Genomic DNA, 25,842 nt, shown 5'->3' on the forward strand with positions numbered 1-25,842 from the left:
AGCCGCATGCAAGATGGGAGGCGATCCGACTTAACCTTAACGGCTCAGGCGCGCCGTCCGATCTGCGACGCGAACATCCCGAGCCAAGAGGAATTACGGTTACTGGTACAGCCGGGGACTTGCACCCCGATTCTCCCAAACGCGCAGGAAAACCGCGCGTTCGTGCGTCTCCGCACCACCATCTAGGCCATCGATTATTACCGTCAAAATGGTATCACGCAAAAGGGCCCCGCACACAGGCGAAGACCAAGGTAAAAGCTATTGTTTGCGATAGGAAATTGCGGTGACGGTCGCAGCCTCTAGTGTTTGCCGCCGTGGCTGTTGAGCCAGATATTGCGGCCCAGCATAAGCGCCAGCACCAGCGCGCTCACGTAGCCCATAAAGCCAATGACCGGGATACCAAACACAACCGGCTCGATGCGTGCGTAGTACACCACCGACGAACCGATAAACAGGCCGGCGATAACGATAGCCATCGACATGCGGTCGATAATTCCGCCCAGCTGTCGCAGTGCCTTATCGCTGCTCATGATCTGCGTGTTCACCTTAAGCTGGCCGCGCGTAAGCATGCGCGAAGCCAGCCCCAGGTACTCAGCCGCCTCGAGTGAGCCCTTCGCCGCGCGATAGCTGCTCGCGGCAAGATCGCGCCCCATGTCGCGCACGCGCGCATAGGTGCTTTTCTCGTTTTTAATGTGGGTTTGGATGATCTGGATCATGTTGACGTTGGGCATGTACTCGGTCAGCAAACCCTCGAGCGTCACCATGCCGCGCGCGAACATCGTCACCACGCTCGGCAGCTCAACATCGTTTTTGCGCGCCAGGTTTAGCAGCGAGGTCAAAAACTCGCCGATATCCAGGTCTTTAAGGTCGAGGCCCGCAAAGTCAGCCACGATAAAGTCAAGATCGGACAAAAAGGCCGAATGATCGAGCTCAGCCGAGTCGCCACGCGTCACGGCGAAGCGCATGAGCGAATCCTTGAGCTTGGGCACGTCACCCTCGGCCACGGCGAAAATCATGTCCTTTACGATACTGCGATCGTGACTCGACATGCGTCCGACCATGCCCAAGTCGATAAAGTAAACGATACCGTCTTTGAGGATGATGTTTCCCGCATGCGGGTCGGCATGGAAAAAGCCGTCGTCGAGCACCTGCGTCGAGTAGTCCTCGACAATCGCGGCACCGATCTTTTCCAAGTCATAGCCCTCGGCCACCAAGCGTTCAGGATCGGCGATCGAAATGCCGTCGACGTAGTCCATAACCACCACGTGCTCGGTGCACAGGTCCAGATAGGATTTAGGGCACGTCACGCCATGAACGCTCTTATGGAACTCGTAGAAGTCGTTGAGGTTTTTGGCCTCGGCCAAAAAGTTGGTCTCCTCGCGAAACGAGGTCCACAACTCCTCGACTACGCCGTGCAGGTCAACGAATTGATCGGTGTTGACGAACTTGGAAACGATACGCACCACCGAGCGGATGATATCGATGTCCTGTGCCATAACCTGCTGCGCACCGGGGCGCTGCACCTTGACAGCCACGTCCTCGCCCGTCACCAGACGAGCGCGGTGCACCTGCGCGAGCGACGCGCTACCAAGCGGGTTGGGGTCGATCGCATCGAACATCTCCCCCAGGCGCAGGCCGTATTCTTCTTCCAGACAGCTGAGTACGACCTCGTACGGCACCGGCTCCACGTCGGAGCGCAGACGACGCAGCTCGTCGCAAAAGCGCTGCGGCAGAATCTCGGACCGGTTGGCCAAAATCTGCCCCATCTTGACGAACATGGGGCCGAGCTCCTCGAGCAGGCGGCGCAAGCGAACCGGCGTGAGGTTATCCCACACACGGTACTTTTTGACCAAGCGAACAATCTGCCCGATGCGTTCGCGACGACCCGCCGGCGTGAGCTGGTATTCCTCGTCCGGCGCCATCGCGTCGGGCTCTTCGGGCACCATATCGACAGCGCGCGGCTTTTTGCGAGCGCCCGAGACGGCGGCATCGACCTCATCGACAACCGCCGCCTCGTCACCCAAAGGATCTAGATTGTTGTAATCGGTGGTGGAATCTGCCATCTGCGCTGCTACTCGGCCTCTTCGGTATCCTTCGCATCGTCGGGCTCAACGGACTCGACGGGCACCGAGGTCACGTTGTCCTCGACCGAATCGACGATGTCGCGCACATGGGCCAGGAAGGCCGTGCGCTCGGGGGCGGTCATGACGCGGACCCGGGCAAGGATGAGCTCGTCAAGCACGCGCTGGGCCGCGGTCTCGCCCTGCATGCCCAAGCGCTCGGTCAGATCGGAGATGGTACCGCCGGCCTGCTCGAACATGTCGGACACACTGCGGGCGATATCGGGGGTGGCGGTGTCCTTGCGGACCTGCTCGCCCTTGGTGTTAAGGTCGTCGAGGACCTTCTTGCCGCCTTCGACAGCAACGGCGGCAGCGCCAAAGCCCACGTTAATGGCGCCGTTAACAAGCTGATCGAGTTTCATAACCATGGTTATCTCCAATCACAAACAACTGCATTGGCGTTCTTGTACCCAAGATTGAGCGAAAGCGACAAAGCGTTTTAGCGCTATTCGATCGACGGGAAATCCCTACCTCACGTTGTCATTCATCGCGAAAGAGTTCTTCATGGCGCAGCTCGTGGTGTAAAGCACCTTGCCCAGCAGGGCATCGGTCTCCACGCGAACACGCTCGGCAAAGGCCTCGTTGGCGCGTGCAAGCTCGGCAGGCACCTCGACCTCGGGCAGAGCGGCTACGGCAGCGTCGACGTCATGGATCTGCTTGTGGCCCATGCCACCGATCTTCTCCTGATAATCCTCGACCGCGCGGCCGCACTCATGAAAGCGGACGTCAGCCAGCGCGCCGATCAGGCGGTTGGCCCAGTAGAAGTTTTCGGACGTCACGCGAGCCTGCGTGTCGGCATAGTACTCGGGCATAGTCTCGACGTTGGCGTACAGCGGAACCAGCGCGTTAAACGAGTTGGAACCAAAGGCCATCCACTGCACGGCGCGGTAGGCCGGCTGCGCATAGGGGCGCAGCTGCAACACGGCAAGCTGGCTGTTGCGGTTGATGCCGATGGGGCGATAGGCACCACGCGTAGCGGGCGTGCCCTTGCTGCCGTAGCAGTCGTACTCCGTGCCCTGGTAGTGGCTCGAGAGCACGTACTTGATGTCCTCGATGGTCACCTTGCGCTCGGGCACGCGGCTCCAGGGGATATCGTCGCTCTCGGGCGTGTAGTCGGCGTCGGGGCCATCCCACACGTCGCTGGGGTTGAGGCAGCGCTGCATGTACCAGGCGCGCGGCGTGTTGTAGACATGGTCGCTGTCGCTGTGCGAGCCAAAGGCCTCGCGCGGGTTAAAGACGGCAGCCGGGCCGTCGCTCTCGACGCCCAGCGTCAGGTCCAGATGCCACTCGGCCATCCAGGCGCGCAGGTCGGCGGAGCACATATGGTCGGCCTGGGCGCCCTCGGCGTCATCCAGGTCAAAGCTGTCGATGCCCAGCTGGTTGGGCATGGTCACATAGGCGTCGTCAGGCACGCGCTTGGCGATCCAGTGGTGACCGCCGATGGTCTCGAGCCACCAGATCTCGTCCACGTCGCTAAAGGCGATGCCGTTGTTCTCGTAAGTGCCGTAGCGCTCGAGCAGGTCGCCCAAGATACGCACGCCGTCGCGGGCGGACTTGGCATACGGCAGCACCAGGGTCACCATGTCCTCCTCGCCCAGGCCACCGGGCTGCGCCGGCACATAGCCGTCCTCACCCTCGTTGCCCTTGGCGGGCACGTAGTCCACGAGCGGATCGGCGCCGCGGACGCGCTCGTTGGTGGTAAGCGTCTCGGTTGCGGACATGCCAACATTGAGCTCGTTGAATCCGGCCTCGGCCCAAATACCGTGACCGGGAACGACGTCGGGGACGCTCGTGTAGCGCATGGGATTGTCGGGCAACTCAACGGTCAGGTGGCTCAGGACGCTCGTGTAGACGCGCGGTTGCTCGTCGGGATGCACCACGCGCATGCGCTTGGGCTCAAACACCCCGTTGGACGAGTCCTCGTTACGCGCGACAAGCGTCGACCCGTCGTAGCTTGCGTTTTTACCGACCAGAATCGTTGTGCACGGCATGCGCATCCTCCTTGAGCGAAGAAATCAAACGGCAACAGTGTATCGCTTCGGCGCAAAAAGGGCGAAACCGCAACCCTTCAGGACCCCTCGGGACCCCTGTGTGCAAAAATGCCTATTTCGATGCGCGCTCGGCCGCTTCGATCACGTATTTGGCGAGAATCGCCGTTGTCACGGCGCCCACGCCGCCCGGCACGGGGGTGATGGCACCAACAACCGGCTCCACAGCATCAAAATCGACGTCCCCGACCAGCTTGCCAGCGTCCTCATCCCAGTTAATGCCAACATCAATGATCGTCTGGCCCTCGCGAACGGCATCCGCGCCAATCGTGCTCGCGCGTCCAACGGCCGCAACAACGATATCGGCAGAACGGCACTCGGCAGCAAGATCGCGTGTATGCGTATGGCACGTCGTCACCGTGGCATTGCGAGCCGTAAGCATGGCGGCAACGGGACGACCAATCACCAGCGAGCGCCCGACCACAGCAACCTTGGCCCCATCCAGCTCAACGCCGTAATGATCCAGCAAAGCAAGCACGGCTTCGGCTGTGCAGGGGGCAAAACCCTCGCCGCGCCCCGAAAGCGTGGTAAGCAGCGAAGACGGCGTCATGGAGTCAACGTCCTTGGCGGGATCGAGCACTGCGGTGACGGCGTTCTCGTCAAGGCCGGCGGGCAGCGGGCGGAACATCAGACAGCCATGAACAGCCGAATCGGTATTGATGTCCTCGACGGCCGTCAACAGCTCGTCCTGCGAAACATCGGCAGGAAGCAAAACGCGGCGAGCCTCAATGCCAACCTTCTCGCAGCGCTTGAGGGCACCGCGCTCGTAGGACAGGTCGTCCTCGCGCTCGCCCACACGAACGATGGCGAGCGTCGGTACAACACCGCGCTCGCGCAGGGCTGCACAGCGAGCAGCAAGTTCCTCGGTCAAAGCGCGAGCAACGGGAGCACCCTTCAGCAGTTCAGCCATGGCTATCCTCTCTTCCTTGCAGCGTCGGAGGCGCGGCGCGCCAGCGCATCGGCGCGCGGCAACCATGTGTCGAGCAACTCATCACACGCCGTCTCGAGCTCCTCAGCACGAACGCGATCTTTCATAGACGTGGTGTTCGCAAAGAGCGTCAAGCTCGCGCCCTGCATAGCGGCACGGCAGAACACGGCGCCGCACGCCACATCGGACAGCAGCTGACGCGAACCCTTGTCGGCCATGTCCTCGAGCAGCGCCAGCGCGCGCCCGCAGGCATCCATAATGCGATACGGCGGCATAGCGGCCACATGCAGCGCATCCTGAATCGCGGTCGCTCGAGCCGGATCGTCACGCGGAATACCGTACGCCGTGGACACCTGCCCGTAGGCACGAACGTCCTCGGCGACCAGACCCACAAGTTCCTGCGCCAACTCATCCGCCTGGGCAAACGCGCGCGTCAGATCGTCTGCGCGATCGGCAAGCGCAGGGTTTGTCGCCCCATAGCGAGCAACCATCCCGCAAAGCGAGGCGCCCAGTGCACCTACAAAGGCGCTCGCGCTACCGCCGCCGGGAACCGGCTCGCGTGCGGCAAGCGCCTCGGCAAACTCTCGACATGTTTTATCCATCATCTCTTGGCTCATACGCACGCACCTTCAAGTCATATACATCGGTCGGGTGGCAACCGCCGACCGACCGCATCAATCACATAATGGTGCTAAGTCTAGCCCATAAGTACATGAGCGTCAGCGCACCTGGCCATCGCGGATTTCTATGACGAACGATAGGCGTCGGCACCGCAAACATGGGACACATGGCCCACCTTTCGAGACTTCCGGACGTCAAAAACTGAGGCATATCTATAAACAAGGAACCTGTTGGGGCAACGCCCACGCACGCGCGCCCCATTAAATCAACGGGCACCTCACCCCGGGGAGGGCCGACAGCATCGGCCCTCCCCTCTTTTGCGACCGCACATATTGCCACTTGTCGGCGCAATTCCAGCCCCCAGAATGGGACACATGGCCCACCCTAGCGAGTCGTCCACGCGTACAGTAAAGGCAGGTAATCCGTGGGCGGTTACAGATCGAGGAGGACACGACCATGAAAAAGAAGGCCTTTGCGATTCTCACCCTCTGCATAAGCCTCTTTGCCGCAGTTGCCCTGGTGGGCTGCGGTGGCAGCGGCGGCGCTACCGGAAGTGGCGGTGGCGGTGGAGCAGAAAAGCCAGCCGTGGATATGAGGACCGACTTCATTTGGTTTAAGGTCGAGGTCCCCGAGGGCGTCGAGATCACCGACGTCGCAGGCGACACCGCCGACAGGGCCCAGTTTAAGTTCACCGAGAGCGAGCATGCCAGCGATCGCTTCATCCCCGTCTTCGACTCTGACAAGAACGCCGATGAACTGTTCGACTACGAGGCAAAGTGGAAGGCCAACTCCGGATGGACCGAGAGCGATCCCGTTAAGTACAACGGCAAGACCTGGCGCAACGCCTACTTTACGCACTCGGGCGGCGTGACGACCGAGTACTTCACCGACGTTGACGGTGGCAGCGTGTATGTGCGCATCGACAACGTCGAGGAGCACAAGGACGCCGTCGAGACCATGATGAAGTCACTGGAGTTTGCCGACGACATCGCCAAGGCAAAGACCGAGGCCATGGACGTCAAGCTCGAGGATATCGAGATCAAGCGCTAAACGACTGGCGAGCGCAGCGGGAAACACAGGCGCAGTGCTAACAAGCGGCGGTACCCCAGCGCTTCGTACCCAGGGAGGGCCGGTAAACCGACCCTCCCTTTCTTATGCCGGTAGCCAACGAACGCGAGGATGCCGGACGCCGGAACCGCTCCAAATGTAGCAACAGTACGAAAACGACAAACACCCCAACACGTCCGCCCGCCGATTTATTGCGCCGCGCAGACAATTAAACCAGCATCTTTAAACATCTGAGCAGTATAGTGACCAAAACTATCGCATAACCGCACTCTACGAATGGAGAAGTTATGACCGAACACCACGCCATCAGCCGCCGAGCATTTACGTTGGGCCTTGGACTCGCGGCGTTGTCGCCACTTGCAAGCCTGCCCGAAACCGCGGCATTGGGCATTTGCCCACGAGCGGCATTTGCAGACGACGCTGCCACAGCGTCGGTCAGCCTCGACAATTTCGTCATTCGCCTTCGCCCCGCGGGCTATTTTCGCACCGCGAGCGTCAACGAAGACGGCAACGTCATCGGCAACGTCTGCCATCTGTTTAATGACGGCACGTCCAGCAAGCTCATCCTTGAGAACGTAACGACCAAGAATGACGATACAAACTGGTATGCTATCCGCACCTTACTCAATTTCGAAGAGCATAAAAAGACGGGCTACAGCATTTGGTCGGTCGATGGCGACTCGGACAAAGACGGAAAGGTCATCCACGTATGGAGCGGCGAGTATGACAACAAGCCCAGCCGCGCTTTTGCGTTCGAGCGGCAATCAAACGGAACCTATATCATCCGAGACCGCACGGTCGAGAAAGAAACCGAGAAAAAAGACATTAAGTACCTGGCAATAGAATCGAACGGCGAAGACCAGGACAACAATAAGATTTGCCATAAGAATAAGAGTAAGAGCATTCCGTGGGAGCTCGAGCTTGTCGGTTACGACATGAAAAAGAACGATGCCACGGTTAGCAGCCTCGACTGGATCACGTATAGCAGCTACGTCGACGGACCATGTTGGATGAAATACGTCGACGACAACAAGTTCCTCGACGAGCTGAGCATCCCGGGTACGCACGATTCGGGCACCTGCAGCGTGGACAACGACACTGAGCCCCAATCCTCGCAAGTAAAATGCCAGCAGGATTACATTCCCACGCAGCTGCTCGAAGGCATTCGCTATTTTGATATCCGTCTCGGAAAGGGCGACAACCCTGGCATCGACCATGGGATGTACTACCTGCTCAAAAAAGACGCGTACTTTTTGCATCTTTCCGATGTCATAGGCTACTTCAAAACGTTTTTGAACGAAAACCCGACAGAAGCGCTCATCATGCTTGTATCACGAGGCAACGACGAGGCTACCGACGAAAGTGTTACGACGGCTTTCGCCAAGGTTTTGGACGACAACCCCAAACTGTTCTATACGTCGAGCCGCGTTCCCACACTGGGCGAGGTGCGCGGAAAGATCGTCCTGCTACGTCGATTTGGACTCGACGGCGACAGCGTAAGCGGCCACACGTGGGGACTCGACCTCACCGAATGGGATAACAAAATCGCAGCGCACACCGACAGCAGTTCCATGTGCCTCGTCCAAGACGCGCAGGGCTTTGAAGCCGCGGGGGAAACAGGCGACAAAGAGCCCTATTGCACCAAGGTATACGCCCAGGACAAGTACAAACTCACGGGAACCGACAAGCTCAGCTGGGTCGATAATGCGCTGAAGGAAACGACCGGGCGCACGCGCAACGAGGTAGATGTCGAGGACGATAACGGGGCCAAGGAGAAAGTCCTGGAGCGTTGCTGGTCTATCAACTACACCAGCTGCACGGGCTTGTCGCACGGAGGCAATCCTTTTACCTCGGCACGAGTAGTCAACGAGCATCTGTATAAGAGCCCGTACATCAATCCCAGCGGCATCGAGGATACAAAGTCAGATTACCTCAAGCACATTGGCATCATCGCATCCGACTTTGTTGATGCGGCGCTGGCCCGGAGCATCTACCAGCGCAATTACGATACGGAGCACAAGCAGACGGCTTCGTACTATCTCCCGTACTATCTCCCGACCCGCATGCGCATGACGTACGGCGACTCGCTGAGCGATGCCTCATTCCAGGATGGCAAGACCGTTGGCGAGGGCCGTTTCCGCCTCGTTAACAGCAGCAACGTACTCAACGTGGCCGCTTCTGGCAGCGCGTTTGCCATCGAATACGTGGATGTCGACGCCCTGGGCAACGAGACCGCTACAGGACTGCAGGGCTTCGTGCCCATCGATATCGATCCGCTCGCGCTGACGCCCCATTTTGAGGGACTCGAAGGCCTTAAGGCCGGCGAAGACGTGCGCGCCAAGATTGCGGCATCACTCGAGGGCAAGCTCGAAACCGACGCCTGCACCGCCCAGCTCGAGTTTGTGCACGACGCGGACGGCGCTCCGGGCACGGCAATGGCCGAGGGCGAGGCATTTGCCGCGGGGACGTATTGGGTGCGTGCGAAAGGTCTGTTGGGCGACGCGGCGCAGAACTACACGCTCGCCAGCGACGGAGCCGCAAACTTTACCGTAGCGGCCTCGGACAGTGCAGGCGGCACCGGCAGCGGCACGGGTTCCAGCGCAGGCAGCGCTGATAAGAATGGTAAGGGCAACAAGGGCAAGGGCTCGGGCGGAAAACTCGCCGACACGGGCGACGGCTCCGGCATTGCCGCCGGGCTCGCCGCTGCCGCCATGGCGACAACGGTCGCCGGCGCGGCGATGCTTGCCAATGACCGCGAAAACGTTGGGGACGACAGCGAATAGGCAAGCCCGCCTTTTAGACACATCGACTCAATTGGGGGGGCGCAGAATACCGTTCTGCGCCCCGATTTTTACCTTAGCCCGAACACCGTTATCGGCTACATCACCATGTTCAGCGCATTCACGAACTCCTGAGCTTGGGAGCGGCTGCTCAGACTAAAGACACAGGCAGTCAACAGCCTGTTACGTAGGAAAACGTCGCGGCCCTTGATCCTGCTGACCCCCGTAATATCCTTAAGATAAACAATCTCGGTGTGCTTGCCACCAAAAGTGCCCTTCTTGAGCACCTCGATGCGGTTAGGGTAGATCTTGACGTCTTTAAACCTACCCGAACCTTTGTCCTGGAACAGCAGCGTGTTGTTGTCCATACGCATCACTCCCGTGGGGTTCGCTAAAACTGTCTCTATGGCCACATTTTAGTCACCGCAAGGCTCCCATGCGAAGGTGCCAGACAGCAAAGCAATTCGTGTCCGCGCGAGGCTTTAAACTAAATGCGATAAAGATGCATTCCACAAGAGGAAAGTGGGGCGACAGTGATGGGCGAACTGGTAAACCGTGGAGAATCGGCAATCGTGCCCGAAGGTTTTTACAAGCAGGTCTCCTCGATTCTCAACGCCGCTCGCGACAAGGCCTATACCGCCGTTAACTTTGCGATGGTTGAGGCATATTGGGAGATCGGCAAGAGTATTGTAGATGAACAGGGCGGAGAGGAGCGCGCAGCATATGGAGAGGCATTGATTGCAGGCCTCTCCAGAAGGCTTACCGCGGATTTCGGAAGAGGCTTTGGCATCGCAAACCTTCGCAATATGCGTCAGTTCTTTCTTGCGTTTCCAATTCGCGACGCACTGCGTAGCGAATTGAGCTGGACTCATTACCGCAGGTTGATGCGCATTTCCGACCCTGATGCTCGCACCTGGTACATGAACGAATGCGCCGATTCTCGTTGGAGCACGCGTCAGCTCGAACGCCAGATCAACACCATGTTCCGCGAGCGCCTACTTGCCAGCAAGGACAAGGAGGCCGTCACCCAGGAAATCCAAAAGAGCGCCCCGGCTCGTCGCCCCGAGGATATCATCCGCGACCCATATGTACTGGAGTTTTTAGGTTTCTCGGACGATACTGCGTTTCGCGAGAGCGATCTAGAGCAGGCGCTCATCACGCATCTTCAGAAGTTCCTGCTGGAGCTTGGCCGTGGTTTCGCTTTCGAGGCGCGCCAAAAGCGCATCACCTTTGATGGGCGCCATTTCTATATTGACCTTGTTTTTTCAACTATCTGATGCGCTGCTTCGTGCTCATCGACCTTAAGACGGACGACCTTACGCATCAGGACCTGGGCCAGATGCAAATGTATGTGAACCACTACACGCGCGAGCTCATGAACGAAGGCGACAATCCGCCCATAGGCATCGTGCTCTGCGCGGACAAAAGCGATTCGATTGTCGAGTACACGCTGCCCGAAGACAACGACCAAGTGTTTGCCGCCAAATACCTGCCGTATCTTCCAAGCAAGGAAGAGCTGGCGCGCGAACTAAGCGCCGAGTACCGCGCCATCAACGAAGCGACTAATGGCGAAACGCAAGGGTAGCAGCACGTTGCGACCGAAGCCACCGCAGCCGTCGCAGGCGCACTCGCGGTTGCGACGCACGCTACGAAACAATACCGGTCATGGACGCCGGCAACGACATTCTAGCCGTGGCTGGCGAGCGTGACCTGACAGGCAAAGACGCGGCCTTCGTCTGATGTGGGTCCATTGGCTGCCACAGAAAAGGGCCGGTTGCAGCCGGCCCTTTAGACGATAATACCTGCGTTGCCCGCGCTTCCGAAGTGTGACTAGCTGAGGAGCGGGTTCCGCGGCACAACCTGATTTTACCCAGTGAGGAGGCTCTTTTGCAGCCGCTCCACTGTTTATTTACATCTGGCACCCTCAAACAATCAGACGGCAGCCCGCACTCCTGAGAGCTGCCCCGCACCCCCGGCCATCACCTTACGGCAACAACCGGTGCTACTCCCCTACTTCCCAAATAGCGCACCCAGCAGACCGCGGCGTTTGGGCTTCTCCTCTCGGTAGGAACCCTCGACGGCGGCTGCAACCTGGCGCGGTTGCTCGCCGCCTCCACGGCGCACGATCTGGTACAGGAAGGGCGATTTAACGTATTTGACCTCGACGGGCGTGGCGTGCACGGTGCTCTCGCCGGACAGATGCAGGCTCGGGCTGAGCGACGCCACGATATGCGTTTCGCGCTTGTCGCTAAACACCACCGCGGCCGCGCGGCCCGTCTGGCCGTTTACGGCAATGCGCACCTGCTCGCCATCGCGGCCGTCTGTCGCCGGACGATCGACAAAGTAGACCGGCACCATCACCAGGCCGTCCTTATGTTTGCGGGCCTTGCGCGCCCACATGCGAATGCTCTTTTTATTGAGCCCCAGTACAGCCTCGGCGTCGTTGCCCGCAACGTCGAGCGCCAACTTATCAATGACCACCTGGTCCTTGGTAGACGCATCGACTGAGACAACGCGAAAGTCACCTTCCTGCATGGCGGGATCGAACGGACCGACCTTGGCAAAGTCCCACGGCTCCAAAATGCCCATGAGGCGAACGTCCAGGTAGTTTGCCCTGGGGTATGCCCAGTCGAGCACCTCGTAGTACACCAAGGCCTCCTTGCTCAGGCCCTTGCCCGGGAAGCTCGCCATCATGCGCAAGTCCGCCAGCGCCATGGGGAAATAGAAGAGCATCATGTCGTTTTGGATCGCGTCTTCCACGTCGTGCCCGGCAAAGGCATCCGGATACTGGCGCACCAGCTGCAGCGCGTTGGCACGTGCCTGCTGCGGCGAGATTTCGCAGGGAATACCCTGCTCGGGCACATACTCCGCACCAACGCCCATGGTCAGGCGCTTGCTAAACGTCCCCGGCTTGAGCAGGTCCGCAATGCCGATCTTATTGCCGCAGGACGGGCACTCAAACACACGCTGCGTTGACTCGCCCTCAAAGGACGCTCCGCAGAAGGGGCAAGGAATGCTCACATGCGTGGCCTCTTGGAACTCCTGCGCCGTGCCGCGATCCTCCCACAGCAGATGTTCCAGGACCGACTGATTGCGCCAGTGCGCATTGAAGAAATACCAGTCCGGGTCCTGCGGGCGCTCGAGTTGCGACACATGCGTGAGTTTGAGCAGTCCATCCACCACCGTCAACGGCGTATGGCGAATACCCAAAGCGCTCTTGGGCTCTCCGGCGTCCGCCTGCCACGGAACCACCGTGCCGCAATAGGCGCACTCAAAGCTGCGCTTAGCCTGGTGCGAGTACATAGGGCCGCCGCAGTTTTGACATTTAACGGCAAACATCTCGTCCATGGAAACGTCCTCCTTTGCACAGGGGCTGTCGACATTAAGTATGTCGAGCAAGCAGGCACATGCCCATACCCATGTGGCCCAAAATGGACCACCCGGGCAGACGAGAAGGCTCGCTCGTTAGCACCGGCAGACTATTGCTGCATTTTCTGAGCATCGGCGCACGGCGCCCCCGTGCGAGCTACACTATCCCCTTAAACATGATTGTGAGGACGACCGCTATGCTATTTGTAAATCGGCTGGTACATACGCTTGTTCCCGGCAGCGAGAGCGAGCCGGTCGATGCATCTTGCCGCACCAACGCGGGCTTTTCCGCAAGCCTCGTCTGCATTGGCCTCAACATCACCCTGTGCCTGGCCAAGGGCATCGCGGGTCTGCTCGCCGGCTCCGTCTCCCTCATCGCCGACGCTTTCAACAACCTCTCCGATGCCTCGAGCAACATTGTGAGCCTGCTCGGTTTCCGCCTTGCCAGCCGCCCGGCAGACGAAGGCCACCCCTATGGTCACGGCCGCTACGAGTACCTAGCCGGCCTGTTCGTCGCCGTCCTGGTTTGCGCCGTCGGCATCAACCTGATTCTCGAGTCGGTCACCAAGATCATCAAGCCCTCGCCCACCGCTTACACGTTTATTTCCCTTGCGGCACTGGCTACGTCCATGCTCGTTAAGCTCTGGATGGCAGCGTTCAACCGCACGCTGGGCGATCGCATCGACTCGGAGACGCTCATCGCCACGGCGCAGGACTCCAAAAACGACGTCATCACCTCGGGCTCGGTCTTGGTGGCGGCGCTTATTTCGCAGACGACCGGCTTTGATCTCGATGGCTGGGCAGGCCTGGGTGTGGGCATCTTCATCTGCATCAGCGGTCTGGGCCTGGTGCGCGACGCCATCAGCCCGTTGCTGGGGCAAGCGCCCGACCCCAAGCTCGTCCAGGCAATCCGCGACAAGATCATGTCCTATCCGCAGGTCTTGGGCACACACGACCTCATGGTGCACGACTACGGCCCCGGTCGTCAGTTTGCCAGCGCCCACGTGGAGATGCCCGGCGAGGGCGACGCGTTTGAGCACCACGAGATTCTGGACACCATCGAGCACGACATCAAGCGCCAGATGGGCATTGGTATCACGCTGCACTGCGACCCCATCGCGACAACCGGCGATGACTTGCGCGGCTGGGTCAAGCGCGGCGTCATGCAGATCGATCCCGCGCTCTCCATCCACGATCTGCACGAGCACGACGGGTTCGTTTCGTTTGACCTGGTGCGTCCCGACGGCTTTGACATATCCGACGAGGAGCTGCTGGAGCTCGTCACGCGCATCGTGCACGAGCGCCGACCCGATGCCTCATGCGTCGTTACGTTTGACTCGGGCTTTAGCTCGCCCGACCGTCCGGCCGAGCAGCTGTAGCCCACTTAACAGCTAGTTTCCCTGCGCGCCCGAGATGCCGTTTTGTAGGGCGTTCCAGGCATCCGTCGCCATGTCGCCCAAGTTCTGCGCGGTATCGCCCAGATTTTGTGCCGTATCGCCCAGCTCTTGCGCCTTGTCTCCCAACTCCTGCGCCTTGTTGCTCAAGTCCTCCAGCGTATTGGAGCTCGAGCTGTCGGTACCGCTTTGGCCGTCGGACGAGTTGCCCGAACTGTTCTTGTGCGTGAGTTGAATTTCGAGGTTGCCGTTGTCGTTATAGTAGGCAGAAGTAACGACCCAGTTGGCATCGACGACGGGCGTTGAGCCATCATCAGTCAGGACCACGGCATTCGAAAGATCGGCGCCGCGCGACTTGAGGATCTTCTTGGCGTTGGACCAGTACTGCCCCGGGATATCACTCAGATCGACGGTGCTAGACGAGGCGGACTCGGTTTGCTCGGCAGTGGTATCGGCCGTTGAACTCCCTCGCTTGTTGAGCATGCCCGACACGATGGCAAACACAACCGACAGCGCAAAGAAGATCGCCAGCACGATGAGGATCTTCTTAATCACGCTCGACGAACGCGACGGCGCCTCTTCCTCGTCCTCGCCATATTGCGGAATCGACTTGGGGTACTCGCGATACGGCTCGCGCGACTCGTAGCGAGGCTGCGCCGTGCGAGGCATATACGTCGTCTGCTGAGGCTGCGGAATGGGATTCTGCGGCAGGTCATCATAGGGATTCGGCGTCGAGACGGCATAAGAATCCTGCGGCGCGTAATCAAACGGGTCTGCCGCCGCGTTGCCATAGGGGCTTTGCAAAGATGCAGCGTAAGGGTCCTGCGCCGCGTCGCCATAGCCCATAACTCGTGTGGGCTCGGCAGAAGGCTGCGTCGCGGCGGGGTCGACATAACCGGGGTTGGGAACAACGCGGGTCGCATCGGCGCTATCGCCAGCCTGCGCGGAACCGTAGCCGCCCATCACGGTTGTCTTGTCCTGATCCATGCAACGATTCCTTTCCGTCGCCTGTAAGCATCAAGTTATCCATGCATTCTACCAGCGCAAAAGCCTATGATGGGCAGAGTCCGTCGGTATCTACAAGACATGCGCGGGCCTAAGGATCAAAAAGCCCCGCCGGGCCTTGGTAGGCGCGACGGGGCGGGCAAGCGGCTATGAGCAGCGAGCTTAGAACAGGCCGGTGATGTTGCCGTCGTTGTCGACGTCGATGTTCTCGGCCGCAGGGACCTTGGGCAGGCCCGGCATGGTCAGAACACTGCCAGTCAGTGCGACCACAAAGTGGGCGCCGGCGGAAACCTTGAGCTCACGCACCGTGATGCGGAAGTTCTCGGGAGCGCCCAGGGCCTTGGCGTTGTCGCTAAAGCTGTACTGCGTCTTGGCGACGCACACCGGCAGGTTGCCAAAGCCATTCTCGCGCAGCTCGGCGAGCTGGCGCTTGGCGGCCGGCGTAAAGTCAACGCCGTCGGCGCGGTAGACCTTGGTGGCAACGGCCTCGAGGGCATCAGCGACATCAGCGCCGTCCTCATAGGCAAACTTGAGCTCGCCCGGCTGCTCAATCAGACGCATGACCTCATCGGCAAGCTCGAGCGCGCCCTCGCCGCCCTTGGCCCAGACCTCGGAAAGCTTAACGTTGACGCCGAGCTTCTGGCACTCGGACTCAATGAGCGCAAGCTCGGCCTCGGTGTCCGTCGGGAAGCGGTTGATGGCGACCACGCAGGGCAGACCATATACGTTCTGGATGTTGTCGACGTGACGCAGCAGGTTGGGCATGCCAGCCTTGAGTGCCTCGAGGTTCTCCTCGTTGAGATCGGCCTTGGCGACGCCACCGTTGTACTTCAGCGCGCGGGCAGTGGCGACGACCACGACGGCGCTGGGGCGAACGCCCGTCATGCGGCACTTGATGTCGAGGAACTTCTCGGCACCCAGATCGGCACCAAAGCCGGCCTCGGTAATGGCAACATCGCCAAAGCGCATCGCCATACGCGTGGCCATGATAGAGTTACAGCCGTGGGCAATGTTGGCGAAGGGACCGCCGTGGACAAACGCGGGCGTGCCCTCGAGCGTTTGCACCAGGTTGGGCTTGAGCGCGTCCTTAAGCAACGCGGCCATGGCACCCTGGGCCTTGAGGTCGCGGGCACGGACGGGCTCGCCGGCATAGCTGTAGCCGACAACGATCTCGCCCAAGCGCTCCTTAAGATCGTTGATGCTCGTGGACAGGCACAGGATTGCCATGACCTCGGAGGCAACGGTGATATCGAAGCCGTCCTCGCGCGGCACGCCCTGGGCCTTACCGCCAATGCCGTCGATGACGTGGCGCAGCTGACGGTCGTTCATATCGACGACGCGCTTCCAAGTGATGCGCTTAACGTCAATACCGAGCTGATTGCCCTGCTGGATGTGGTTATCAAGCATGGCGGCCAGCAGGTTATTGGCGGCACCGATAGCGTGGAAGTCGCCGGTAAAGTGCAGGTTGATATCCTCCATGGGGATGACCTGAGCCCAGCCGCCGCCGGCAGCACCGCCCTTAACGCCAAAGACGGGGCCGAGCGAAGGCTCGCGCAGGGCCACGGCACTCTTGACGCCGCGACGACGCAGGCCATCGGCCAGACCGATGGTCGTGGTGGTCTTGCCCTCGCCCGCAGGCGTGGGGTTGATGGCGGTCACGAGGACAAGCTTGGCCTGGTGATCAGTCGGCTCGTTGAGCAGTGAATAGTCGACCTTAGCCTTGTCGAAGCCGTACGGAATCAGGTGCTTAACGTCGACGCCGGCGTTCTTGGCCACCTCGGTAATAGGCAGTGGCGTGACAGAACGTGCGATTTCGATGTCAGTAGGCATGGGCGGTCCTTTCGTTACCGAATGAGAAAAAGACCAATTCAGCATAGCACGGGCGCGCAATAGTAAAACGCCCATAACCGATGAACGGCGATATGTTTACCCGATGCCCAGCGATAGTCCAACAGCCCGCCAAAACAAAGCGCCCTAAACGGTAGGTTCAATCCCCAGGTGCTCAAAGGTGCGAAGGGTTGCCTGACGGCCCTGCGGCGTACGAATCATCAACCCGCACTGCAGCAAATAGGGCTCATAGACATCCTCGAGCGTGCCCGGGTCCTCGCCCACCGCGCTGGCAAGGGTCGTAAGTCCCACGGCACGACCGGAGAACGTCTTGGCAAGCGTCTCCAAGATACGAATATCCATCCAGTCCAGACCGAGCTCGTCGATCTCGAAGAACTCGAGCGCCTGACGGCAGATATCGAGCTCAATGGGACCGTTGCCGCGCACCTGTGCATAGTCGCGCACGCGCTTGAGCAGGCGGTTGGCAAGACGTGGCGTACCGCGCGAACGCGAGCCGATCTCGAGTGCACTGGGATGATCGATCGTCACGCCCAGGATAGTCGCCGAGCGCGTCACAATCTGCGCGAGCTCCTCGACCGTGTAGTAATCCAGGCGATATGAAATGCCAAAGCGGTCGCGCAACGGGCCTGTCAACATGCCTGAGCGGGTCGTTGCCGCTACCAGCGTAAATTTGGGAATATCCAGGCGAATCGAGCGCGCCGCCGGACCCTTGCCAATCACGATATCGAGGGCAAAGTCCTCCATCGCGGGGTACAGGACCTCCTCGACCGAACGGTTGAGGCGGTGGATCTCGTCGATAAACAGCACATCACCCGGCTGCAAGTTAGTAAGGATGGCCGCCAGGTCGCCCGTGCGCGCGATGGCAGGGCCACTCGTGGTCTTGATCTGAGCGCCCAGCTCGTTGGCGATAACGGTGGCCAGCGTGGTCTTGCCCAGGCCCGGAGGACCCGAGAAAATCACGTGGTCGAGCGTCTCACCACGGCTCTGCGCCGCTTCGATCAACACGCGCAGGCTCTGCTTGATGTGCTCCTGGCCACAGTAATCGTCCAGGCGCTGGGGGCGCAAAGTGCGGTCGACATCGAGGTCCTCGGCCGTCAGCTCCGAGCCCACCATGCGCTCGCCGTGCGCCATGGATGCCGCCGGCGAGTTGCCGGGCGTCGCCCACAGGTCCTGAGAGTCATCGGCTTCCCACATCACGCATCCATTCCAAGTCGCTTAAGCGCCGCGCCGAGCAAATCCTCGACACGCATATTCTCCCCATCATACCCGCTCAGGGCAACATCGGTCTCCTGCGGGCTAAAGCCCATGGAAAGGAGTGCCGCACGGGCATCGTCGATCGCCGAGGGAGCGGCAGCGGGCACGGGCATCGCAACCTGTCCGGGAATCACGTCGACCGGCACAAAGCCCTTATCCTTGGCAAAGGTGCTCTTGAGTTCCAGGATCAGGCGCTGAGCTGTCTTTTTGCCCACACCGGGTACCTTGGCCATGCCCTTGTCGTCCTCGGCCATCACCAGCGAATACAGCTGCCCCACGGTATAGGTGGAAAGCACGGCAAGCGCCAGGCGCGGGCCAACGCCCGAAACGGACACGAGCCGGTCGAACATCGTGCGCTCATCCTTTGAGGAAAAACCGAAAAGTGTCATGGCGTCCTCGCGCACCTGCATACGCGTGTAGAGACGGACCTCGCCGCCGGGCGTCGGCAACGTGGCCGCAGTGCTGCCCGAGATGCCGAGTTCAAAGCCAACGCCCGACACATCGACGACAGCAGAGCTCATCGTGGACTCGACAAGCGTTCCGTGGAGCTGGGAAATCATCAGTATCCGGTTCCTCTCTGTTGATAGAACTCGCCACCGGTGAGGGCGCGGGTGCGGCTGAGGTTTACGTGGCAGATGGCGCAGGCCAGGGCATCGGCGGCATGGTCGGGATGCGGGTCGTGGTCGAGCTGTGTTAGCGTGCGTACCATATAGGCGACCTGCCGCTTGTCCGCGGCGCCGGTGCCCACCACAGCCTGTTTGATCTGCATGGGCGTGTACTCGCCAATCTCGAGCGCGCATTCCGAAAGCGCCACGAGTGCAGCACCGCGGGCATGAGCCGTAGGGATGGCCGAGCGAACGTTGGCGCCAAAGTAAATGCTCTCGATAGCAGCGGTATCGGGGCGGTAGCGCTCCACGACACCCTTGAGGTCGCGGGCGATATGCGACAGGCGCACCGCGAGCGGACTTCCGGCACTGGTCTCGATGCAGCCATAGGCACGGCAGCGAACCTCGCCACGCCGCTCCTCGATAATCCCCCAACCCGTATGGGCCAAACCGGGGTCAATGCCCAAGATAACCAAGCCAACCTCCCCTCGTCTTTTTCAAAGCACAAGGCAAGGCCCCGCGCACTATTCACGAACGTCTGTTCTAGAATAACACAACGGGGCCAAGATACTTTGTTGAAGTGTCGGGGTTGAAAGCGAATCCAATCCCAGAGTTAGTTTTGAGAGAAAAAGGGGAACTGCCTTGGATCCACCGGCGGATGCGGCATCGGGCCACCCTGGGGACTACCTTGCGAGCCGCCCTGACCGCCCATCATCTTATCGATGGCGTCCTGAACCTCGCCCTCGAACTTTTTCATACCCTCATGCAGACGACGTTGGCCATCCTCAGAGCGCAGCTCCTCCATCTGCTCGGGCGAAATACCCAGTAGCTCGCCCAGCACGCCCATCATCTCGTTTCGCACGCGCTCGCTCGTATCCTCGTCAGCAAAACGGCGCACCTCGGCGCGCGCCAGCGAATCGACCGTCATACGCTCCTTGCCGTTAAGCCCCAGGTCAGACCACGCAAGCATGTACGGCCAGGCGCGCTCAGCAAACGAACGGGCCGAGACGATCGGAGCCGTCGGCAGCATGCGACGAGCAGCCTCACCCTGGCGCACAAGCATCAGCAGCAGCGAGCAGGCCTCGGGCTTGCCGGCGGCCATCGGGATGTCGTCGAAGGGACGGTTGCGGTCGACGTGTGACTCGAGCGTGCCATCGACCTCGCCCGGCTCAAGTCCGCCGAGCAGCTGCGCCGCACGATCGAGCATGTCGACCGGGCCGTCGAGCGTCGAGAGCGCCCGCGCCAGCACGCGCTCCATGCAATCCTCCACCGCGTTGAGCGTCACGAGCTCCTGCGGCACCACGGCGGACGTGCGGTTACGCACACGCGCCACAAACTCGAGCGTCGACAGGTATACGTCACCAAAGGGCGCATAATCGCCCTGGTAGCCACCGCAAAGCGCGGGCGCCGCCAGCGCGTACTCAGTTTTGGACAGTGGGCTCAACGCCATCGCACCCAGCTCGAGCGCCGTATCCTCCAGCATGAGGCCCAGCGTACGCGAGCGCAGGCGCTCGGCGTCGCCCGCCGACACATCGCGGTCGAGCACACGCGCGGCATCCGGCGCATCACGCTCAACCGTGCGAATATGCAGGCGTTCGGCAATGGCGCGAACGGCGGCACAGCGGGCAGCCTCGGCCTCCTCCTGCGCCGGCGTAAAGATATGGTTGCGCCCCAGCACCAGGCCAATTACGTTACGCGGACCCAGAGCGTCAACGGCCAGCGCCGCCAGCAGGGATGACGGCAGGTCACCCTCGAGTGCCACCACAGCACGCGACGCACCGTGGGCCCGAGCGTTGTCGCGCACGGCGAGCACCAGCGCCTGCCACAACCACTCCTCGGAACGGAACTCGGGCAGTTCGTGATCTTCCAGGGCATCGAGCATCACGCCGCGCTGAATCTCCTGAACCAGCAGGCTCTCCTCAAAACACGGCGCCTGGGCCACCACGCGACCGCAGTCGTCGAGCACAAACGAACCGCCGGTATACACCGACTCGTCATAGGCACCGACCGGCGCCATGCAGGCAAACCACACGCTGCGCTTGGATGCGATCTTGCGGTAGGCGCCGCTGCGAACGGCGGCAATGGCGGCAGTCTCGCGGTCGGTCATGTCAAACGCGTTGAATTGGAAATACGCGATGAGGTCGACGCCGGTCGGCAACATCTCGAGCTCGCGGTCCAAGTCAAAAATCACGGCGATGCGCACGCCGTCCACGTCGAACACCGGCGGCGCCCAACGCGTGTCGTTGTTCTCGCCACGCTGCAGGGCAATGCTCGAACGCGCCGGCACCACATGACCGTCCTTGAGCATCATGTAGTCGAGCAGCGGCTGGCCCTCAAACGAAACCGCCGCGGGCACGATGCAGATCATGTCAAGCTCCTGGATACGCTCGGCGACACCAGTCAAACCGGCAAGCACGTCGTGCTCAAAGTCGGCAGCGCCCACCAGGCCACCGGGCATGGCGCCCATAAAGAGCGGAGCCGGAACGCACAGCACGCGCGCCCCGCGCTCGTGGGCCAGACGAGCCTGGTCCTCGATGCGGCCGCAAATGCCCTCAATATCACCCAGGCGCATATCGATCTGTGCAAGCGCGAGCTTCATGGCCCAGCCCTTTCCGTCGTAAACCATCGAAATCGTAGTAAAAGCGCCGGCCGCATAATGCAGCCGGCGCTTGCATGTGCATATGCTAGCTATGATACCCCGAGCGGGGGCGCGCTCCTAGAATGTCGCGGACCACAGCCCGTGCAGGTTGCAGTAGGCATAGACGGTACCGGTCTTGGAGCCGCCCGCGAAAAACGTCGCGGGTTTCATGCCGGGCTCAAGGTAATGGACCTCTAAGCGGCCCTCGGCCTCAAGCGCGATCCACTCAATGTAGTGCTCGGGCAGGCTGGGGTGCTCGACCGAGCCAACGCGTGCGCGAATCACGTGACCGTCGCGCTCGGTCTCGACAACAGGCACGTGTTTCTCGTGCGCCGCGTCCTCAGTGTTTGCAGTCAGTTCCGTGCAACCGGCAGGGGTCGCAACGTCGTCGCCAAGGGCGGCAATGAGCTTACCGTCGAGGTCCTTAAAGAATTTCGCCATGATGTTCTCCTTTGCTGATGTGCCAATGTTCTTGATGGTTCTTATGCCCAAAGGCAGACAAACCATCCACGGCATTGCAAATGAACACATAACGGATTAGGCAAGCGGTCGAGCCAAAATGCGTCGACCGTCCTGCCCACCCCAGCAGCCCCACCCCGCGCGCAGTTAGCGCCCGTCGCCGCCGAGCAGTGCCAAAACATCCTCGCGGGTAAACAGCGCCGAGGAGATGCCATCGCCGCCGAGCACGCTGTTGACCAGGTCGCGTTTGGACTCCTGCATCTGCATAATGCGTTCCTCGATCGTGTCCTTGGCGATGAGCTTGTACACGGTCACGGTATGTTGCTGGCCAATACGGTGCGCGCGGTCGGTCGCCTGATCCTGCGCGGCCACGTTCCACCACGGGTCGTAGTGAATGACCACGTCGGCCGCCGTCAGGTTGAGGCCCACGCCGCCCGCCTTGAGCGAGATCAGAAACACCGGCACCTCGCCCGCCTGGAACTGCGCGACCATCTTGGCACGGCTCTCCTTGGACGAAGCGCCCGTGAGCTTAAGAAAGCCGATGTCCTCCTTGGCCAGGCGCTTGCCAATGATATCGAGCATGCCCGTGAACTGGCTGAACAACAGAATGTGGTGCCCGCCGTCGAGCGCACCGTGCACGAGCTCCATGCAAGCGTCGAGCTTGGCGCTCCCTGCCTTGTAGCCCTCGTAGTGTAGATGCGGGTCGCAGCAGATCTGGCGCAGCTTGGTGAGCTCGGCGAGCACCTTGAGTTTGTCTTTCTTAAACTCGGATGCCTCGCGGTGCTGCACCTGCTGGGCGATGCGGTCTTGGTTGGCCAGGTAGAGCTTGCGCTGTTCGCCGGTGAGCTGCGCCATGACGGTGTCTTCGATCTTCTCGGGCAGGTCAGCAACCACGTCTTCCTTGACACGGCGCAGCACAAACGGCGACACGAGCGCTTGCAAGCGAGCGGCGCTGTCACCCTCGGCGTGCTCGACCGGGCTTTCGAAGCGCTTGGCAAACGACTCGCGCGTGCCAAGCAGGCCCGGCATCAAAAAGTCGAAGATGCTCCAGAGCTCGGACAGGCGGTTTTCGATGGGCGTTCCCGTCAAGGCAAAGCGCACGCCGGCCGGCAAACGCTTGGCAGCGCGGGCCACCTGCGTGAGCGGGTTTTTAATGTACTGGGCCTCGTCGAGCACAACGCGGGCAAAGTCCTGCTCGGCATACTCGTCGATATCGCGGCGCATGAGGTCATACGATGTCACGACCACGTTATGCTCGTCGGCGCCGGCTATCTGCACGCGGCGCTGCGCTTTGGCGCCCACAATGGCACACACATCGAGCGAAGGCGCAAAGCGCTCCAGCTCGGCGGTCCAGTTATACACGAGCGACGCAGGACACACCACAAGCGTGGGCTTGGCATCCCCCGCCTCCACGCGCGCCAGGATATGTGCGATCATCTGCAGTGTTTTGCCCAGGCCCATATCGTCGGCCAAGATCCCGCCGAGGCCCAGGTGCTCGAGCGAGCCGAGCCACTGGTAGCCGTCGACCTGATAGCCGCGCAATGTGGCTTTGAGCGAGACCGGCACCGTAAAGTCCATCTTGCCGAGCGTATCCAAGCGCTCGACGGTGCGACGGAACGCAGCGTCGCGATCGGCTTCGAGCGCGGACGTGCGTGCAAGCATGCTATCGACAAACAGGGTGCTCGACGCGGGAAGCGACACGCCGTCGAGCAGATCGACGGCATCGACGCCCAGGTCCTCGGCAAGACCAAACGCGGCGCGGGCGCCCTCGTCCAGGCGTACGATGTCGCCCGACGTGAGGCGTGCAAACGTCTGGTGGCGCTTGTACGAGTCAAGATAGATGGCAAGATCTGCCGCCGAAAGACCGCTCGCGCCCAGTTCAACATCGAGCAGGTTGCTCTTGACGGTCGCGCGCACCGAAAGCTTGGGCGCAGGGCGCACCGAGATCTGGCGCAGGCGGTCGCTGAGCATGACCTCGCCCAGCTCGGACAGGGCAGACAGGCCCTCGGTCAGCAAGTGGAACAGGCTCTCGTCGTCGCGCTCCTCAAACGCCAGGCCGCCCTCGTAAAAGTCGAAATACATGGCAGCCGTGTCCATAACGCGAAACTCCGCGACCACGTCGCGCGGCGGCACACCAGGGCGCTGTTCTTCGAAGGGGCTTCCCGGAGCACCCAGGCTAAAGAGATCTGCCGACCAGTCGCCGTAGGCAACCGTAATCTTGCAGGTTACGAGACCGTCGTCGACACCGATTGCCATGGCAAAGCTCGGCTCGGGCGCCACGGTGTCAAGCACGGCGGGAGCGGTGAGGTCAGTGTATTCGCGCAGCACGGGCAGTGCCATGCGACAGAATTCGCCCACCTGCTCGGCGGCGATATGGACCGGCGTGCGACAGGGCAGCAGACGCGACAGAAACGGTGCGGCATGCTGGGCAAACGCCGCATCGGCGCGGCGCGCGCGGTGCGTGTCGACCAGATAGGCAACGTCGCCCGAGACAAAGCAGTACATATCGGCGGGCAGGCGCAAGTCGTAGCTGCCACCGGCCGCCGGCGCGATCTTGGCGGCAAGGAGCGGCGGTTGTTTTGCCGAGACCTCGTCCTCCCCCACCGGCGACAACTCAACCGCCACCTCGTAGGAACGATGCGTCGTCGTTCCCCGCGACCAGGCGGGCTCAAAGGAAATGGTCCGGCCACGCAGCAAGTCCAGCATGTATACGATGTCATGCTCGGACAGCGGCAGCTGGCGCTCGGCGACAAAGCCGCTGCGTGCAAAATCGTACGACGCCGAACGCGAACTCGTGATGTCGCTCAGATACACAACCGTTGCCACAACAAGGTCGAGCAGACGCACCGAAACCTCGTCGAAGGCCTCGGGCGCATGGAGGAACGTGAGCTTTTTGCCGTACGAGAACGTGCCGCCGCGCACGTAGGCGGCGGCCATGCCGTCGATGTCCTTGACCACGTAGGACACCGAGCCGCAGCGGATGCGAAGCTCGAGCGCCCAGCTAAAGCGGTCGGCAAACAGCGGATTGTAGTACGGCACCAGCGAGGGCTCCAATACCGCCTTGGGGGCATCGGGGTCGACAGTGCCGGCGAGCTTGCGGCGCATGCCCGCCAACTCATCCATGCGCGCGTCCGAAAGATCGGAGAGCGCCTTCATGAGGCTCGGGCTCGTGGGGACGGGCGCCGGGAAGGGAAAGTTAGGGTTGACCGCCGGTGCGGCAGACGCAGGACGCGCGGCTTGCTTAGGCGCCGCCGTAAACGTGCGAACCGGTGTGCGCAGGCCCTCGACGGGCTCGGCGCCGCTTGCGTCCAGATACGCCAGCGCTGTGGCGATGGCGTGCTTGCACATGCCAGGGTAGCGATAGGCAGCGGGGCAATCGCAGTCGTAGTCGATCACCTCGTGCTCGTCCATGTCGAGCGCCACGTGCGTCTTGTACAGGTCGCCGCGCGAGCCACGCACCGAGCCCTCAACCGTCACATTTTTGGAGAAGCGCGAGCCGCTGTCCTCAATCGACAGCACGGCGCCGTTGAGCATGAGAGAACGCCCCTTCATAAAGGTGCCGCTCAGCGCCGCCTCTTTCCGGAGCGCCTGCACAAACGTCCCCTGTGCCATCACTTCCTCCAATCCACGCAGGGTAGCTAATTTGGGACGGGGCTTTTTTAGCTACTCCCATATGTCGGTTGAGATGCATTCCGACCCTAGCTC

Annotated in this window: 18 protein-coding genes and 1 pseudogene; 4 read left to right on the top strand and 15 right to left on the bottom strand. The window is 61.0% G+C overall.

The genetic code is table 11. The features are described from left to right. Nucleotides 1-299: 299 nt before the first annotated feature. The 5 genes from PMX21_RS01185 to PMX21_RS01205 form a co-directional block, all read right to left on the bottom strand. A complete protein-coding gene (locus PMX21_RS01185; protein WP_271757363.1) occupies nt 300-2,063 on the bottom strand; it encodes an ABC1 kinase family protein in 1,764 nt (587 codons plus the stop codon). 8 nt (nt 2,064-2,071) lie between these two features. Then, entirely contained in the window at nt 2,072-2,488 is a 417-nt protein-coding gene (locus PMX21_RS01190) for a hypothetical protein (RefSeq protein ID WP_117583986.1), read from the bottom strand. 99 nt (nt 2,489-2,587) lie between these two features. Further along, a complete protein-coding gene (locus PMX21_RS01195) occupies nt 2,588-4,111 on the bottom strand; it encodes a C69 family dipeptidase (RefSeq protein ID WP_271757366.1) in 1,524 nt (507 codons plus the stop codon). 112 nt (nt 4,112-4,223) lie between these two features. After that, complete coding sequence (locus tag PMX21_RS01200) at nt 4,224-5,078, bottom strand: bifunctional 5,10-methylenetetrahydrofolate dehydrogenase/5,10-methenyltetrahydrofolate cyclohydrolase (RefSeq protein WP_271757369.1); 855 nt, start codon at nt 5,076-5,078, stop codon at nt 4,224-4,226. Between the two features lie 2 nt (nt 5,079-5,080). Beyond that, nucleotides 5,081-5,713, bottom strand: a complete 633-nt coding sequence (locus tag PMX21_RS01205) for a cyclodeaminase/cyclohydrolase family protein (protein ID WP_117746351.1) — start codon at nt 5,711-5,713, stop codon at nt 5,081-5,083. 460 nt (nt 5,714-6,173) lie between these two features. On the opposite strand from PMX21_RS01205, the gene PMX21_RS01210 reads away from it, so the two are divergent. Then, nucleotides 6,174-6,767: a hypothetical protein gene (locus PMX21_RS01210; protein ID WP_271757373.1), complete on the top strand. Its 594-nt coding sequence runs from the start codon at nt 6,174-6,176 to the stop codon at nt 6,765-6,767. A 305-nt stretch (nt 6,768-7,072) separates the two neighbouring features. Continuing rightward, on the top strand, nt 7,073-9,568 hold the full coding sequence (locus PMX21_RS01215; protein WP_271757377.1) for a phosphatidylinositol-specific phospholipase C: 2,496 nt from the start codon (nt 7,073-7,075) through the stop codon (nt 9,566-9,568). 95 nt (nt 9,569-9,663) lie between these two features. Here PMX21_RS01215 and PMX21_RS01220 read toward each other — a convergent pair whose 3' ends face one another. Continuing rightward, the gene (locus PMX21_RS01220; RefSeq protein ID WP_138340451.1) at nt 9,664-9,933 is read right to left on the bottom strand and encodes a hypothetical protein; all 270 of its coding nucleotides are present in this window, start codon (nt 9,931-9,933) and stop codon (nt 9,664-9,666) included. A gap of 285 nt (nt 9,934-10,218) precedes the next feature. Between PMX21_RS01220 and PMX21_RS01225 the strand changes: the two are divergent. Continuing rightward, a pseudogene (locus PMX21_RS01225) lies at nt 10,219-11,150 on the top strand (PDDEXK nuclease domain-containing protein). Between the two features lie 425 nt (nt 11,151-11,575). On the opposite strand, the gene PMX21_RS01230 reads toward PMX21_RS01225, so the two are convergent. Next, nucleotides 11,576-12,913, bottom strand: coding sequence for a TFIIB-type zinc ribbon-containing protein (locus tag PMX21_RS01230; RefSeq protein WP_195621077.1), 1,338 nt, complete (start codon nt 12,911-12,913; stop codon nt 11,576-11,578). A gap of 218 nt (nt 12,914-13,131) precedes the next feature. Here PMX21_RS01230 and PMX21_RS01235 point away from each other — a divergent pair, with 218 nt between their 5' ends. Next, nucleotides 13,132-14,313: a cation diffusion facilitator family transporter gene (locus PMX21_RS01235; RefSeq protein WP_195621076.1), complete on the top strand. Its 1,182-nt coding sequence runs from the start codon at nt 13,132-13,134 to the stop codon at nt 14,311-14,313. A 12-nt stretch (nt 14,314-14,325) separates the two neighbouring features. On the opposite strand, the gene PMX21_RS01240 is transcribed toward PMX21_RS01235, so the two are convergent. From PMX21_RS01240 to PMX21_RS01275, 8 genes are all read right to left on the bottom strand, one after another. Then, on the bottom strand, nt 14,326-15,315 hold the full coding sequence (locus tag PMX21_RS01240) for a hypothetical protein (protein ID WP_271757380.1): 990 nt from the start codon (nt 15,313-15,315) through the stop codon (nt 14,326-14,328). 180 nt (nt 15,316-15,495) lie between these two features. Next, the gene (locus PMX21_RS01245) at nt 15,496-17,163 is read right to left on the bottom strand and encodes a formate--tetrahydrofolate ligase (RefSeq protein WP_271757383.1); all 1,668 of its coding nucleotides are present in this window, start codon (nt 17,161-17,163) and stop codon (nt 15,496-15,498) included. Nucleotides 17,164-17,307: 144 nt separating this feature from the next. Beyond that, nucleotides 17,308-18,375: a Holliday junction branch migration DNA helicase RuvB gene (ruvB, locus tag PMX21_RS01250; protein ID WP_022095140.1), complete on the bottom strand. Its 1,068-nt coding sequence runs from the start codon at nt 18,373-18,375 to the stop codon at nt 17,308-17,310. Beyond that, a complete protein-coding gene (ruvA, locus tag PMX21_RS01255) occupies nt 18,375-18,995 on the bottom strand; it encodes a Holliday junction branch migration protein RuvA (protein ID WP_195444838.1) in 621 nt (206 codons plus the stop codon). The genes ruvB and ruvA overlap by 1 nt, the downstream gene beginning before the upstream one ends. Continuing rightward, on the bottom strand, nt 18,995-19,516 hold the full coding sequence (gene ruvC, locus PMX21_RS01260) for a crossover junction endodeoxyribonuclease RuvC (RefSeq protein WP_035137351.1): 522 nt from the start codon (nt 19,514-19,516) through the stop codon (nt 18,995-18,997). Before ruvC ends, ruvA begins: the two co-directional genes overlap by 1 nt. A 137-nt stretch (nt 19,517-19,653) precedes the next feature. Next, nucleotides 19,654-21,639 (bottom strand): NAD(+) synthetase, encoded by a 1,986-nt coding sequence (locus tag PMX21_RS01265; protein ID WP_271757386.1) that lies wholly within the window; start codon nt 21,637-21,639, stop codon nt 19,654-19,656. A 117-nt stretch (nt 21,640-21,756) separates the two neighbouring features. Continuing rightward, nucleotides 21,757-22,119 carry a desulfoferrodoxin family protein gene (locus tag PMX21_RS01270; RefSeq protein ID WP_271757389.1) on the bottom strand — a complete coding sequence of 121 codons (363 nt, stop codon included), beginning with the start codon at nt 22,117-22,119 and terminating at the stop codon, nt 21,757-21,759. Nucleotides 22,120-22,284: 165 nt separating this feature from the next. After that, a complete protein-coding gene (locus tag PMX21_RS01275) occupies nt 22,285-25,749 on the bottom strand; it encodes a DEAD/DEAH box helicase (RefSeq protein ID WP_271757393.1) in 3,465 nt (1,154 codons plus the stop codon). Between the last annotated feature and the right edge of the window lie 93 nt (nt 25,750-25,842).

The sequence above is a fragment of the Collinsella aerofaciens genome (assembly GCF_028209885.1).
GTDB classification, from domain to species: Bacteria; Actinomycetota; Coriobacteriia; order Coriobacteriales; family Coriobacteriaceae; genus Collinsella; species Collinsella aerofaciens_BA.

Bases quoted from the DNA above. Each gene is read 5' to 3' on its own strand.
- PMX21_RS01185 (WP_271757363.1), bottom strand. From the start codon at position 2,063: ATGGCAGATTCCACCACCGATTACAACAATCTAGATCCTTTGGGTGAC.
- PMX21_RS01190 (WP_117583986.1), bottom strand. From the start codon at position 2,488: ATGGTTATGAAACTCGATCAGCTTGTTAACGGCGCCATTAACGTGGGC.
- PMX21_RS01195 (WP_271757366.1), bottom strand. From the start codon at position 4,111: ATGCCGTGCACAACGATTCTGGTCGGTAAAAACGCAAGCTACGACGGG.
- PMX21_RS01200 (WP_271757369.1), bottom strand. From the start codon at position 5,078: ATGGCTGAACTGCTGAAGGGTGCTCCCGTTGCTCGCGCTTTGACCGAG.
- PMX21_RS01205 (WP_117746351.1), bottom strand. From the start codon at position 5,713: ATGAGCCAAGAGATGATGGATAAAACATGTCGAGAGTTTGCCGAGGCG.
- PMX21_RS01210 (WP_271757373.1), top strand. From the start codon at position 6,174: ATGAAAAAGAAGGCCTTTGCGATTCTCACCCTCTGCATAAGCCTCTTT.
- PMX21_RS01215 (WP_271757377.1), top strand. From the start codon at position 7,073: ATGACCGAACACCACGCCATCAGCCGCCGAGCATTTACGTTGGGCCTT.
- PMX21_RS01220 (WP_138340451.1), bottom strand. From the start codon at position 9,933: ATGGACAACAACACGCTGCTGTTCCAGGACAAAGGTTCGGGTAGGTTT.
- PMX21_RS01230 (WP_195621077.1), bottom strand. From the start codon at position 12,913: ATGGACGAGATGTTTGCCGTTAAATGTCAAAACTGCGGCGGCCCTATG.
- PMX21_RS01235 (WP_195621076.1), top strand. From the start codon at position 13,132: ATGCTATTTGTAAATCGGCTGGTACATACGCTTGTTCCCGGCAGCGAG.
- PMX21_RS01240 (WP_271757380.1), bottom strand. From the start codon at position 15,315: ATGGATCAGGACAAGACAACCGTGATGGGCGGCTACGGTTCCGCGCAG.
- PMX21_RS01245 (WP_271757383.1), bottom strand. From the start codon at position 17,163: ATGCCTACTGACATCGAAATCGCACGTTCTGTCACGCCACTGCCTATT.
- ruvB (WP_022095140.1), bottom strand. From the start codon at position 18,375: ATGTGGGAAGCCGATGACTCTCAGGACCTGTGGGCGACGCCCGGCAAC.
- ruvA (WP_195444838.1), bottom strand. From the start codon at position 18,995: ATGATTTCCCAGCTCCACGGAACGCTTGTCGAGTCCACGATGAGCTCT.
- PMX21_RS01265 (WP_271757386.1), bottom strand. From the start codon at position 21,639: ATGAAGCTCGCGCTTGCACAGATCGATATGCGCCTGGGTGATATTGAG.
- PMX21_RS01270 (WP_271757389.1), bottom strand. From the start codon at position 22,119: ATGGCGAAATTCTTTAAGGACCTCGACGGTAAGCTCATTGCCGCCCTT.
- PMX21_RS01275 (WP_271757393.1), bottom strand. From the start codon at position 25,749: ATGGCACAGGGGACGTTTGTGCAGGCGCTCCGGAAAGAGGCGGCGCTG.